At 62.5% G+C, this 12,938-nt stretch carries 11 protein-coding genes; 4 read left to right on the forward strand and 7 right to left on the reverse strand.

Features of this window, described 5'->3' with window-relative positions; all coding sequences use genetic code 11:
- Positions 1 to 113: 113 nt before the first annotated feature.
- Complete coding sequence (locus BLS13_RS05975) at positions 114 to 431, forward strand: hypothetical protein (RefSeq protein ID WP_176943454.1); 318 nt, start codon at positions 114 to 116, stop codon at positions 429 to 431.
- Positions 432 to 443: 12 nt separating this feature from the next.
- Here BLS13_RS05975 and BLS13_RS05980 read toward each other — a convergent pair whose 3' ends face one another.
- The 5 genes from BLS13_RS05980 to BLS13_RS06000 all read right to left on the reverse strand — a co-directional run bounded on the left by BLS13_RS05980 (position 444) and on the right by BLS13_RS06000 (position 6,882).
- Complete coding sequence (locus tag BLS13_RS05980) at positions 444 to 1,052, reverse strand: energy transducer TonB (protein WP_256325724.1); 609 nt, start codon at positions 1,050 to 1,052, stop codon at positions 444 to 446.
- A gap of 170 nt (positions 1,053 to 1,222) precedes the next feature.
- The gene (locus BLS13_RS05985) at positions 1,223 to 2,209 is read right to left on the reverse strand and encodes a glycoside hydrolase family 26 protein (protein ID WP_143011888.1); all 987 of its coding nucleotides are present in this window, start codon (positions 2,207 to 2,209) and stop codon (positions 1,223 to 1,225) included.
- A gap of 102 nt (positions 2,210 to 2,311) precedes the next feature.
- On the reverse strand, positions 2,312 to 4,066 hold the full coding sequence (locus BLS13_RS05990; RefSeq protein ID WP_093450566.1) for a DUF885 domain-containing protein: 1,755 nt from the start codon (positions 4,064 to 4,066) through the stop codon (positions 2,312 to 2,314).
- A 65-nt stretch (positions 4,067 to 4,131) separates the two neighbouring features.
- Complete coding sequence (locus BLS13_RS05995; protein WP_093450567.1) at positions 4,132 to 5,121, reverse strand: aldo/keto reductase; 990 nt, start codon at positions 5,119 to 5,121, stop codon at positions 4,132 to 4,134.
- An 87-nt stretch (positions 5,122 to 5,208) separates the two neighbouring features.
- On the reverse strand, positions 5,209 to 6,882 hold the full coding sequence (locus BLS13_RS06000; protein ID WP_093450569.1) for an MFS transporter: 1,674 nt from the start codon (positions 6,880 to 6,882) through the stop codon (positions 5,209 to 5,211).
- Between the two features lie 238 nt (positions 6,883 to 7,120).
- Here BLS13_RS06000 and BLS13_RS06005 point away from each other — a divergent pair, with 238 nt between their 5' ends.
- Complete coding sequence (locus BLS13_RS06005) at positions 7,121 to 7,390, forward strand: hypothetical protein (protein WP_093450570.1); 270 nt, start codon at positions 7,121 to 7,123, stop codon at positions 7,388 to 7,390.
- 31 nt (positions 7,391 to 7,421) lie between these two features.
- Here BLS13_RS06005 and BLS13_RS06010 read toward each other — a convergent pair whose 3' ends face one another.
- Positions 7,422 to 7,721 carry a hypothetical protein gene (locus tag BLS13_RS06010; RefSeq protein WP_093450572.1) on the reverse strand — a complete coding sequence of 100 codons (300 nt, stop codon included), beginning with the start codon at positions 7,719 to 7,721 and terminating at the stop codon, positions 7,422 to 7,424.
- Positions 7,722 to 7,950: 229 nt separating this feature from the next.
- Between BLS13_RS06010 and BLS13_RS06015 the strand changes: the two genes are divergently transcribed.
- Positions 7,951 to 8,955, forward strand: coding sequence for a LacI family DNA-binding transcriptional regulator (locus BLS13_RS06015; RefSeq protein WP_093450573.1), 1,005 nt, complete (start codon positions 7,951 to 7,953; stop codon positions 8,953 to 8,955).
- Here the strand turns inward: BLS13_RS06015 and BLS13_RS06020 are convergent, their stop codons facing one another.
- Positions 8,956 to 10,305 (reverse strand): MFS transporter, encoded by a 1,350-nt coding sequence (locus BLS13_RS06020; protein ID WP_093450575.1) that lies wholly within the window; start codon positions 10,303 to 10,305, stop codon positions 8,956 to 8,958.
- Between the two features lie 163 nt (positions 10,306 to 10,468).
- Between BLS13_RS06020 and BLS13_RS06025 the strand changes: the two genes are divergently transcribed.
- Entirely contained in the window at positions 10,469 to 12,913 is a 2,445-nt protein-coding gene (locus tag BLS13_RS06025) for a TonB-dependent receptor domain-containing protein (RefSeq protein WP_093450576.1), read from the forward strand.
- Positions 12,914 to 12,938 lie beyond the last annotated feature (25 nt).

Raw genomic sequence — 12,938 nt, forward strand, 5'->3', positions numbered from 1 at the left:
TAAGTATTACGCCCCTGAAATATACCTGCCGAAAATGGCCGAAATACCGATATTTCGGCGACGCAACCATTCGCCCCCTTCGAACGTTACTCGCCGAGAAGAAGGAGAATATGATGAAGATGAAGATTGCGATGGTTGCCCTGGCGGCTTTGGTCTCTACCCCCGTCGTCGTGCCGGCGGCGGCGTCCGCGCAGAGTTCGGCCTACAGCAGCAACGGCCGCCATGTTTATCACAAGCGGCACCGTTATTATCACCGCAAGTGCGGCGGCGGTAATGGTGCGGTCGGAACGGTGGCTGGCGGCGTCGGTGGTGCGGTGATCGGTAATGCGCTGGGCGGCGGCGCTCTCGGCACGGTAGCCGGCGGCGTCGGCGGTGCGCTGCTCGGGCGGCACCTCGACAAGTCGAATACGCGGCATCGCAACGGCTGCTGATCGACTGAGCGTTCAGGGACGGGGTTCCTCGGACCCGTCATAGGTCCAGCTATGCTCTTCCTCGATGGCCGATCGTACGGGTCGGCCATCATGATCGCGCGACGGCCTGAAGCGGAAACGCTGGCGGATCAGCTCGCAGGTGAGCCGGTCCAGTTCGGTGTTTCCGCTTGAGCCAATGATGGCGCAATCGCCGACACTGCCGTCGACTTCGACGCTATAGTGCACCGATACGGTGCCGCCGATCCGGCGCTCGCGCAGGTCGGCCGGCAGGTCGCCGAATTTCAGCCGGCCCTTGATCTGCCGCGGTGGCCTCTCGCCGCCGCCCTCGCCATCTCCATATCCGCCGCTGCCCGTGCCATCCCCCTGCCCCCCGGCCCCCGAGCCCGGCCCCAGCCGATCGGAGGCACCTGCAGCCGCGGCCATGCCGGGCCCGGCCTTTGGCGCCGACACCACCGGAATCGGGGCAGGCAGGATCACCGGCGTCGGCGGCGCGACGATCTCGGCCGGCTTGTTCCTCAAATTGCGTGGCGACGCGCGGCCGGAAGCCTTATGGCGTGAGGCTCGTTCGGCATGTACTTTGGGGTGCAGCGGCGGTTGCATATGGAGATTCAGCATAGTCATCGGCTGGTCGCCCCGCGCGCCCATCTTGACAGACAGACCAAATAAAAGGGCGCAACCAAGCAAGCCGATCATCACGGCAGTACCCGCCGCGCCAATCAGCCTGTCTTGAAAACCTGCCCGCATCGCATCGATCATCGTTCATCCCGTCACCGGTTGAACGCCGCAATACATCAGAAGGGCCCGTCGGACGATCGGTGGCGACGCCCCTCCCCGCGACGCGGCGGCCGCACGCCCCCGCCGAACTCGGCCTTGTACGCGGCCAGTGTCTGCGGGAACTTGCCGGCCGACATGGTGGAATCATAATCGGGCGCAGTATAATCCCAATAGCTGTGGAAGAGCACGTCATGCGCGCGCATCCATGCCGCCATATTATGGATAAACAGCGGGTCGTCGCCGAAACCATGTTTGTCGGGCCGGGTGCCGGTGCCCCATTCGGGGATCGCGATCGGCTTGCGATGGGCAGCCGCGAAACGCGCCAGCCAGTTCAGGCCATAATTGCCCGTCAGATAATTCTGCCAGCGCACCTGCGGATCGGCATCCTGCCGGCGCCAGCTCTGATTGTAGAAATCGAGGCCGATCAGATCGACGACATCGTCGCCAGGCCAGAGATCCTGCGGCGCCACCGATCCGGCATTGGCGGTGGGATTCCAGACGATCCGGAAATGCTGGCCCGGAGTCGATCGCAGCACGCCCACGACGCGGCGAAATGCTCCCCCGAACGCCTCGGGATCGCGATCGGCCTTCCAGGGATACCAGCCGCCGTTGAACTCCCAACCCAGCCGAAGGATGGCACTGGCTTGCCCCTTCGCGACCAGCAGGGCGCCGAGTTTGCGAAACTGATCATCATAATCGCCATTGGCCGCCGCCCGCAGCGACCCGCCGTTGACGATCAATGGCACGCCGATCGCCATCGGGCGCGGCATCGCCTGCCAGCAGCCGAGCGCCCAATCGGCATCGCTCAGCATCGATTTCCAGCTATCCTTGGCGAAGAAATCGCTGATGCCATCGAGCTTGCGGCCGATGACGCCCTCATAGCGTGCGATCCGGCCACGCCCATCACAGCCATTGCCCTTATAGACGAATTGCAGCGGCTCGGCATGCAGCGCGGTGCCGCTGATTTCGGCCATTAGCGCCAACAGGAAGGCCGATCGTATCATCGGTTATCCTGCTCTAACAGAGCGTGTACGGGCGCAAGCCGGCGATCCGCGAGGCGCCCCGCATGCGCGCCGGACCGACAGCGAATGTGCGCCTCAGACCATTCAGCCGGCCGTGCGCAACTGCTGCGCGATCCACGAATCGATCTGCGCCTCGAGCACATCGAGCGGCACCGGCCCCTGCCCCAGCACCGCATCGTGGAAGCGGCGCACATCGAACCGCGGCCCCAATGCCGACTCCGCCTTGTGACGCAGCGACAATATCCGGAGTTCGCCAAGCTTGTAGGCGAGCGCCTGGCCCGGATTGCTGATGTACCGATTCACCTCGGCGTCGATATTGGCATCGGTGAGCGCGGTATTCTCCTTCATGAAGGAAACCGCCTGCGCCTTCGTCCAGCCTTGCGCGTGCAGGCCGGTATCGACGACCAATCGGCAAGCACGCCACATCTCGTAGGAGAGCCGGCCCATATCCTTCTCGGGCGTGTCGTAGATGCCCATTTCGATGCCGAGATGTTCCGAATAAAGGCCCCAGCCTTCGACGAACGCGGTGAAGGAGGCGATATATTTGCGGAATTCGGGCAGGTTCAGTTCCTGCTGGAGGGCGATCTGGTTGTGGTGGCCCGGCACCGCTTCATGGGCAGTAAGTGCCGGCAGTTCGTAAAGCGGGCGCTGATCGAGTTTCGATATATTGACATAATATGTCCCCGCAATGCCGGCAGGCGGTGAGCCCGGCAAATAATAAGCCGTCGTACTGCCCTCTGCGGTCTCAGCCGGAATGGCGCGCACGCCATAAGGCAGGCGCGGCAGAGTGGCGAACAGCCCTGGCATCTTGCCGTCGTTGATCTTGGCCTGCAGCGCAGCCGCGCCCATCAGTTCGGTCGCGCTTTTCGGGTAATATCTGGGATCGGTGCGCAGCGTGTGGATGAAGTCCTGCCGGCTGGCATAACCAGCCTTCTTTGCCAGCCCGTCCATTTCGGCCCGGATACGCGTCACCTCGTCGAGCCCGATCTTGTGGATCTGATCGGCCGTCAGCGTGGTCGTGGTCTGCTGCCGGATCTGGAAGTCGTAATATCGCGCACCGTCGGGCAGTGCCGCCGCACCGAAGGTCTGGCGGCATTTGGGATAATAGAATGTGCGATAATAATCGCCGATCTTGCGATATTCGGGGTTTAGCGTCCCGCTGATCAGGGTTTTCGCCTGGACCTTCATCTCGGCCCATTCGGCATCACTGACGTCGAACGGCCTGGCGGCCTTGAACGGCGCGTAAAAGCGCGATTCTTCAGGATTGGCGGCAATCACACCCGTGATCGTCTTCTCGAACCCGTCGAGCGAAACGCACGGCTGCATATAACCGCCCGCAACCGCCTGCCGGGTGATCTCCAGTTCCTGCGCGTTGATCTTGGGAAACAGCGCAAGTCGGGTCAGGTAAGAGCGAAAATCGGCCTTCGTGCGCATCGGCACATTGTCGGCAAGGCCGGCAAAATTCTGGAACCAACTCCCCAGCGTCGAAAACGTCATCATCCGCTCACCGAAACCGTTCGCTTCGACCTGTTCGGAAAGCAGCCGGCGCAGAATCGCCTTGTTGGTCTGTTCGTCGGGCGCAAGCCGGGCTGACGGAATCGCATCGAGCCGCTTGATGAACACCGCCGCCTGCGCGGCCTCGCGATCAGCCTCGGCGAGGCTATAGTCGCCGATCTGATCATCATAATCGTGCACGCCGACGATGGTCGCGTAGATCGGATTGTTCTTCAGGAACCATGCCCAATGATCCCGGACCACACCCTGCAGATCATCCACGGGCGCGGCCGCCGCCGGCATGGCGACAGACAAGAGCAAGGCGGCAATGAAAAGGCGGCGCATGGCAGATCCCCTTGTTTAAGGGTGTGTTGTTAAACCAACGCGCCGGAGGACAGAAGGGCCCCGTTCTATAGCCTCACCATCGACATCGCCCGCTCGCCGTAACGCGGCCCCGAAACCGCATCGGGCGGAATTGCGGCGGCAAGATCTGCGAGATCGTCGACCGTCAGCGCCAGGCCGGCGGCACCTATGCTATCCTCCATCGTGGCGAGGCGCTTCACCCCGGGGATCGGCACGATATGGTCGCCCTGCGCGAGCAGCCAGGCGAGCGCGACCTGCGCCGCCGATGCACCATGACGCCCGGCGATCTGCCGGACCGCCTGCACGATACCCATATTCTTGTCGAAATTTTCCTCGGAATAGCGTGGATCGTGCAAACGATAATCGCCTTCCGCGAGTTCCGCGCGGGATCGGATCGCGCCGGCAAGGAAACCACGGCCAAGCGGCGAATAAGGCACGAGCCCGATTCCCCGCGCGACCATAGCCGGGAGGATCTCCGGCTCGATCCCGCGTTCCCACAACGAATATTCGGATTGGACCGCGGTGAGCGGGTGGACGGCATGCGCCCGCGCAATCGTCGCGGCCGATGGCTCCGACAAACCGATATGCCGGACCTTGCCGGCCGCCACCAGTTCGGCCATCGCGCCCACAGTCTCCTCGATCGGCACGTTGGGATCCACACGGTGCTGATAGAATAGGTCGATATAATCGGTGCCGAGCCGCCGCAGCGATCCTTCGCATGCGCGACGAACGTTCTCGGGACTGCTGTCGGTGCCGCTGGTGCCCTCGCCGATCCTGAAACCGAATTTGGTGGCGATCACCAGCTTGTGGCGGTGCCCGGCAATCGCCCGGCCGACAAATTCCTCATTGATATGAGGGCCATAGACCTCCGCCGTATCGAAAAAGGTGACGCCAAGTTCGATCGCGCGATGCACGACGGCAAGCGCCTCCTTCTCGTCGGACTTGCCGTAAACGCCGACGCCCTTGTCCACCATCGCCATGCAGCCCAGGCCGATCGCGGAAACCTTCAGATCCTGACCGAGTGTGCGGTAAAGCATGCGATGCTCCTCTGCTTCAGATTGTGCCGCGCGCGGCGCAGTGCCGCTTCGGCATGACCATCATGGAACGGGCGAAAAGGCGCAAGCTCAAGGTGCGTATATGCTGATCGGCATGTCCCGCGGGTCGGGCGTCTCGGCGCGCCACCGCACCGATCCGATCGGCCGTTCAAGCCTGCGCCGAACGCGCTTGCCCGTCATGCCGGTTGCGTGAAAGCTGTCCGCCTTGGCCTGCAGATCGACGTCGGACTGGGTCATGCGGTTGCGCTGCCGCAGGTAATCGCCCCATGTCGGGCAGTGGAAGCGTTCGGTCCACAGCTCCGGCACTTCCAGATCCCGCGCGATCGACCAGTCGAATCCGCCATTGCGCTTGCGCACGCTCTGCAGCTTTAGCGCCACATCGTAGAAGTTGCGGGCTTCGGCGGGATCGACCCAATAATCGACTTCGATAATGATCGGCCCGCTGCGATGCGTAATCGCCAGCCCAACCTCCGGATCATTGCCGATATCCACCATTTCCGTCTCTGCCTCCGAGACGCCGGGCATCGGCAGGACCAGGCCGATCAATAGCATGACCACGATCGCAATACCGGACGCGACGAGTGCGCCGCCAATTCCCAGCCATGCACCCGCCAGATATCCCCACATCCATGCGCCCAGCGCCATGCCACCGGTCAGACCTGCCTGGAACCAGGCCAGCGCGCGCGCCGTCACCCAGCGTGGTGCCGAAAGTTGCACGCCGACATTCAGCAACGAAACCAGCGCCATCCACGCGGCACCCATGCCCACCATGGCAAGGCAGGTAAGCGCGATATTATGGCTGAGACCAGTTGCCACCGTCATCGCACCGGTCAGGACGGCGCAAAACTGGACCGCAGGCTCAGCCTTCAGCCGCTCGCGAATCCAGCTGATCATCAGCGCGCCGACAACCGCACCGACACCCATCGAGCCCAGTAGCAGCCCATAAGTCGAAGCGTTGCCATGCAACAGGTCGCGCGCGATCAGCGGCGTCAGCGCGCCCATCGCCGATCCGCTCACGCCGAAAGCGAAGGACCGGATCACGACGATGCGGATCGGCGGCGAATGTATCGCGTAACGCGCGCCCGAAACGATCGCGCGATCAAGCCGCTCGGGGGAAAACCGGCCCGGCAATTGCACCCGATTCCAGAAAAAGAAGGCCAGCAGCAGCGGAGCGTAAAGTATGGCATTGACGCCGAACGCCGCCTTGGCGCCTGCCATTGCGACGATCAGCCCCCCCAGTGCGGGCCCGAAGCTGCGGGCGAGATTATAACTGACCGCGCCCAGCGCCACCGCCGCCGGAAGAATTTCAGGCGACACCTGCTCGCGCACCGACGCCTGCCAGGCCGGACCGTAAAGCGCGACGCCGCCGCCAATCAGCGAGCAAAAAGCCAAAATTACCCAGGGAGTGGTCAGGCCGGCCATCGCCAGCATCGTCAGCGCGATCGCGCAGATCATCGCAAAGCAGAGCCCTGCTATCGCGATCTTGCGCCGATCGAACATGTCGGCGATCGCGCCGGCGGGCACCGATACCAGCATCAGGGGCAGCATCATCGCCGACTGGACAAGCGCGACCATACCGGCCGAAGACGTCAATCGCGTCATTTCCCAGGCCGCGCCGACGCCGAGGGTGAGCTGCCCGAAATTCGCCAGCAGGCTTGCCGACCAGATCGTCCGAAACGTCCGTTCGCGAAGCGGCTCAAGCGCGCCCAAACGTCTTACCGGCGCGCTTTCCGAATCCGCCATTTCGTGCCTTCCGTCCGTTCAAGGCCGCGCCACCGCCCGCTTACAGGCGGCAGCCGGTGCTGCCAGGCTCGCTTTATGCGCTTCATCTTTAAGGAGTATGTACGCCTTGCCAAGCCCGCTTGGCCGCAATCGATCGTTTGATTTCGCATGGCTTGGCTGACATGCCTAACAGCGCGCCCACATTCAGCGAGATTCGAAGCGCGCCGCGAACGATCGATTTTCCCTATGGGATGCCGCGATGGCCAGGAAGAAATTTTACCTGACGGCGGTCCTGCCGGATGGTTATGTCAAGACGATCGGCCCGACCGCGATCGCGTTCAGCCATTATTGGCGAATCGTCGCCCATCTTGGCCCCGCGAAGACAGAAGTCTTCTGGGGCCATGCCAAATCGCTGGCCGAAGCGAAAAAGAAGCGCACCGCTGCGATCGAGGCATCGCGCCAGCGCGGATGGGAATCCTATGATCTCGATATCGTCGAGCTGATCGCGACATCCGCCCCCCCGGAATAGGTCCGCATCGCCAGACCGACCGCCATGCCCATCAGGCGGCTGCGGCGAAGTCGATCACGACCTCGTCATTTTCGGCCCGCAGCTCGGATTCCTGCGCTCCTGCACACCGCGCCACGCTGGCAGGCCGCGCCGGGAACAGCCGATGCGAGAGCAGGACGAGCGCACCAAGCGCCAGATAGGTCGACAGGACGATGACCGGACTCAGCAGCAGCGATCCGCCGAGCAGTATCCGCAGATAATTGGGATGGAATCCGAAATCCTGCCCGATCGCCTCGCACACACCCAGAAAGGTGTCCGGACGGGCGAAAAGTGACGGCTGAGAGCTTTGCATCGAACTTTCCTCTGGCGAGCGGAGCGCTGTGCCCCTCTGTTGCCAGCCAGGCTGCACAAGCCATGCCAAAATTGGTCGACGCCCGATCCTCAGAGGTTTTGCCAAACTCGCATCGCTGCGAGAGCATTGTCATGTGTCGCCTCGCGCCAAATCTTGGGAAAATGCACCACCTGGACTTTTGCGCCGTGCATGACATTGTCGTGCGTAGCGGCTCGTGCAAATGAGGCTTATGGCAAAACTCTCTGTCACAACACTCGCCGAACTCGCAAAGCTCGCCGGCGTTTCGGTGGCCACCGTATCCCGATCCCTCTCCGGAAATCCGGCCATCGCCGTGGCGACGCGCGAGCGCGTCACGGCACTTGCCCGTGAACATGGCTTTCAGATCAATCAGGCGGCCCGCAATCTGCGGCTGAAACGTACCGGCGCGATCGGTGTCGTGCTGCCACTGGGCCATGAAAAGGATCAGCACCTTTCCGACCCCTTCTTCATGGGGATGATTGGCAGCCTGGCCGATGCGATCGCGGAGCGTGGCCGGGATCTGCTGCTCTCGCGGGTGATCCCGCGCGACGACCGCTGGCTGGACGCCATCGTCGATGCCGGCCGGGTGGACGGCGTGATCATCATCGGCCAGTCGAACCAGGCCGGCGTGATCGAACGGGTTGCGCTTCGCTACCACCCGATGATCGTCTGGGGTGCTGCGATGCCGGGCATGGCGCAGATCACAGTCGGATCGGACAATGTCGCCGGCGGGCGGATGGCGGCCGAACATCTGCTCGCGCACGGCCGCCGCCAATTGGCCTTTTTCGGCAATATCGACGTCCCCGAATTCGCAGCGCGCCACGCCGGATTCGAACAGGCGCTGGCCGCCGCCGGCGCCGGACCGGGCATGCTTGTGCCGTTGCATCTGACGAGCGACACATCGTTCAGCGAAATCGAACAATATCTTGCCAACAATCCCGCGCCCGACGGCATCGTTGCGGCATCCGACGTCATTGCCATGAGCGCGATGCGGGCGCTGGCCGCCCGCGGCAAGCGGGTTCCCCAGGACGTCGGTGTCGTCGGCTATGACGATGTGCTGTTGGCGATGCACACCACGCCACCGCTTACCACGATCCGGCAGGAGGTGGCGCGCGGCGCAGAACTGATGGTGGACATGCTTTTCCGTCGGATGGAGGGCAAGGAGGTGACCTCGGTGACCATGCCGCCAGAACTGGTGCTGCGCGCCTCTGCCTGATCACGCCGCCGCGATCACCGCCGGCGTGCGAGGCGCCACGATCCGCATCGTCGCCGCCGCCGCCGCAAGCATCAATGCACCAGCGAATATCAGCACGTGGCGTGGATCGCCGGCCAACACCGGCCTGTAGATCAGCGGCATCGTCAGGCTTTCGATGATCATCGGGATCACGATGAACATGTTGAAGATGCCCATATAGATGCCGGTCCGCGCCGGCGGGATGCTGTTTGCCAGCATGATATAGGGGTTGCCCATCATGCTCGCCCAGCCCAGCCCTATGCCGATCATCGGCACGAACAGCAGCCGTTCGCTGCCCAGCATCGGGATCGCGACCATCGCGGCACCCGATGCCACCAGGCAGAAGGCGTGCAGGGGCCGCGCACCATAACGCCGCGCAAAGGGCACCATCGCGAAGGCGGTGACGAAGGCGATGAAATTGTAGAAGCTCCCGATCTGCCCGTTGACGAGCACGGCCTCCCGAAAGCCCGTGCTCCTGGCATCAGATGCGTCGAACAAGGAACGTGCCAGCGCGAACGATACGAACTGCCAGTAAGCGAACATGCCATACCATTGGAACAGCATCGCCACCGCAAGCTGTCGCATCGGCTGCGGCATTTCGACGACGGCCGCGCGCAGATCGCGCACCGTCTGGCCGAACGACATCGGTTCGCGCGCGATCTCCGCCCGTTCGGCTTCGGTCAGCGGCAATTCGGGAACGCGGACGATCGACCACAATATCGTACTCAGCGACAGGACCGCCCCCACTACGAACGCGATCCGCGTGATCACCGGGATTCCGTTGGCATCGACAAGATTGCCGTCCACCCCAGACCACACCAGCAGCGACGGGGCGAGGTAGGAGAGCGTCTGGGCGAGGCCGGTGAACGCAGCTTGTGTGAGAAAGCCGAACGAACGCTGCCGCTCGTCCAGCCGGTCGCTCACATAAGCGCGATACGGCTCCATCGTGACGTTGTTCGCGGCATCGAGCACCCACAACAGACTCGCAGCGATCCATAAGGCGCGACTATAGGGCATTGCGAACAGACAGAGGCTGCACAACACCGCGCCGACCAGGAAATAGGGCGTGCGCCGGCCGAAACGGGAAACCGTCCGGTCGCTCATCGCGCCGATAATCGGCTGGATCAGCAACCCTGTCATCGGGCCGGCAAGCCACAGCAATGGCAGGCTCGCTTCATCGGCACCCAGATAGCTGTAAATCGGTCCCATATTGCTTTGCTGGAGCCCGAAGCTGAACTGAAGGCCGAGGAATCCCAGATTCATCTGCAATATACGACCGAGGGACAGATGTGGTCTCGATCTGGCGCGATCCGGCACGGGAACGATCGACATGCTTGGCTCTCCCCACTGAAGGACTATGGTTTCCTTCCTGCGGATGAAAGCGTAACTCGACCCGAGGCGTCATGCAATCGATTGCGGAAAATACTTGCAATCGATTGCATGACGTTGTTAAACGCGACTCGAACCGGAGACACGGTCACGACAGGGGAGAGGCATGATGAAGGGGCAATCCATATTATTGGCGTCAGCGGCGGTTTTCGTCGCCGTGCCGGCTCATGCGCAGCAGGGCGCCGATGCGCCAGATGCGAAGAACGACATCATCGTTACCGCCGTCGCGCGCGGCCAGAACCGGCTTGATAGCTCGGTGTCGGTCAGTTCGCTGAATGCCGAGACAATCGCCGCCGCGGCTCCCCGCTCGGTGGCAGAGATTTTCCGCAACCTGCCGGGCATTCGATCCGAATCGTCAGGCGGCGAAGGCAATGCCAATATCGCGGTACGCGGGCTTCCGGTCGCATCGGGTGGCGCCAAGTTCCTGCAGTTGCAGGAAGACGGCCTGCCGATCCTCGAATATGGCGACATCGCCTTTGGCAATGCCGACATCTTCCTGCGCAGCGATTTCAACGTCCAGCGTGTGGAAGCGGTCCGTGGCGGCTCGGCATCCACCTTCGCATCCAATTCACCGGGCGGCGTCATTAACCTGATCTCGAAAACCGGCGACAAGGATGGTGGTGCAATTCAGGGCACGGCCGGCCTCGATTATGGCGAATATCGCCTCGATGCCGATTATGGCGGCAAACTGAGCGACAGCCTGAAATATCATATCGGCGGCTTCTACCGGGTCGGCGAAGGCCCGCGCCGCGCCGGCTATGACGGCAACAAGGGCGGCCAAATCCGCGGCAACATCACCAAAACCTTCGATGGCGGCTTCGTCCGCCTCAACTTCAAATATCTCGACGACCGCGCGATCGCCTATCTGCCCAGCCCGGTCCGCGTGACCGGCAGCAACGGCAACCCGACCTATACGTCACTGCCCAGCCTCAGCGCCAACAACGACACGATCCACAGCGTCTATTTCACCCAGGCCGTGACGCTGAACGGTTCCAACGTTCGCGAGGTCGACGATATTCGCGACGGCATGCATCCGATCGTCAAGGCAATCGGGTTCGAAACCAGGTTCGACGTGGCCGATGGCTGGACCATCAACGACAAATTTCGCTATTCGGACATTTCGGGTCGCTTCATCTCGCCCTTCCCCGCCACAGTCGACAATGCTCAGACCCTCGCCAATGCGATTGGCGGTGCAGGGGCCATCCTGTCTTATGCCAACGGCCCCCATGCCGGCCAGGTGATCGCCAATCCGGCCGCGCTCAACGGCAATGGCCAGGCGATCGGGGTGGTATTGTTCAACACCAGGCTCAACAGCCTGAACGACATCACCAACGACCTGCGGCTGAGCCGCAAGTTCGATAGCGGGATGGGCACGTTCGATGCGTCTGTCGGCTTCTACAAGTCGCGCCAGACGATCGACACTGACTGGACCTGGTCCTCCTATCTGCTGGAGGCGAAGGGCGATAATGCCGCCTTGCTCAACGTCCGCACCGCTGGCGGCGCGCTGCGTACCGACAACGGGCTGGTTGCCTATGGCGCATCCTATTTCGGCAATTGCTGCCGCCGAAGCTACGATGTCGATTATGATACCAATGCCCCCTTCGCGTCGCTGAGCTTCAATCGCGGCGCGCTGACGATCGACGCCAGTATCCGCTACGACAGCGGCAAGGTCCGCGGCTTCATCGTCGGCGACGGCCCGGTGACGAGTTTCGATGTCGATGGCAACGGCACGATTTCCTATCCCGAGACGCAGACGACGGTGATCCCGCTGAACAGCCCGCAGCCGATCAATTACAATTTCCACTACACATCCTATTCGTTCGGCGCGAACTACCGCTTCGCCAGCGATCTTTCGGCCTTCGCGCGCTACAGCCGCGGCGGCCGCGCCAATGCCGATCGCTTCCTGTTCAACCCGAACACGATCAGCGCGACGTCGGGCCGGTTGCAGCCCGGTGCGCGACCCGTCGATTTCGTGCGGCAGGCGGAGGCTGGCGTGAAATACAGCCATCAGCGCCTGGCACTCTATGGCACCGCTTTCTGGGCGAAGACCGCCGAGCAGAATTTCGAAGCGACCAGCCAAAAATTCTTCGATCGCAAATATCGCGCTTACGGCCTCGAACTCGAAGGCAGCTATCATATCGGCGGCTTCGACCTGTCGGCAAGCGGCACCTGGACGAAAGCGAAGATCGTCAGCGACACGATCAGCCCGGCGGTGGTCGGCAACCGGCCGCGCCGCCAGGCCGAATTCGTCTATCGGATCACCCCGCAATATAGCGCACGCTTCTTCACAATCGGCGCGAGCGCGATCGGGACGACGTCAAGCTATGCGCAGGATACCGATCAGCTCAAGCTGCCCGCCTTCACCCAGATCAACGCCTTTGTGATCGTGCGGCCGATCGACCGGATCCAGCTTTCCGTCAACGCGAACAATCTGTTCAATGTCACGGGCTTCACCGAGGCTGAAGAGCCAGCCATTCCCGCCAACGGCATCGTGCGGGCGCGCTCGATCAACGGACGGACAGTTTCAGCATCGATCAAGTTCGACCTCTGATGGAACCTGGCCCGGATACGATGTG

Source organism: Sphingomonas sp. YR710, from assembly GCF_900101455.1.
Classification (GTDB): domain Bacteria; phylum Pseudomonadota; class Alphaproteobacteria; order Sphingomonadales; family Sphingomonadaceae; genus Rhizorhabdus.

Bases quoted from the DNA above. Each gene is read 5' to 3' on its own strand.
- BLS13_RS06015 (WP_093450573.1), top strand. From the start codon at position 7,951: ATGGCAAAACTCTCTGTCACAACACTCGCCGAACTCGCAAAGCTCGCC.
- BLS13_RS05995 (WP_093450567.1), bottom strand. From the start codon at position 5,121: ATGCTTTACCGCACACTCGGTCAGGATCTGAAGGTTTCCGCGATCGGC.
- BLS13_RS06025 (WP_093450576.1), top strand. From the start codon at position 10,469: ATGATGAAGGGGCAATCCATATTATTGGCGTCAGCGGCGGTTTTCGTC.
- BLS13_RS06010 (WP_093450572.1), bottom strand. From the start codon at position 7,721: ATGCAAAGCTCTCAGCCGTCACTTTTCGCCCGTCCGGACACCTTTCTG.
- BLS13_RS06000 (WP_093450569.1), bottom strand. From the start codon at position 6,882: ATGGCGGATTCGGAAAGCGCGCCGGTAAGACGTTTGGGCGCGCTTGAG.
- BLS13_RS05985 (WP_143011888.1), bottom strand. From the start codon at position 2,209: ATGATACGATCGGCCTTCCTGTTGGCGCTAATGGCCGAAATCAGCGGC.
- BLS13_RS06005 (WP_093450570.1), top strand. From the start codon at position 7,121: ATGGCCAGGAAGAAATTTTACCTGACGGCGGTCCTGCCGGATGGTTAT.
- BLS13_RS05980 (WP_256325724.1), bottom strand. From the start codon at position 1,052: ATGACTATGCTGAATCTCCATATGCAACCGCCGCTGCACCCCAAAGTA.
- BLS13_RS06020 (WP_093450575.1), bottom strand. From the start codon at position 10,305: ATGTCGATCGTTCCCGTGCCGGATCGCGCCAGATCGAGACCACATCTG.
- BLS13_RS05975 (WP_176943454.1), top strand. From the start codon at position 114: ATGAAGATGAAGATTGCGATGGTTGCCCTGGCGGCTTTGGTCTCTACC.
- BLS13_RS05990 (WP_093450566.1), bottom strand. From the start codon at position 4,066: ATGCGCCGCCTTTTCATTGCCGCCTTGCTCTTGTCTGTCGCCATGCCG.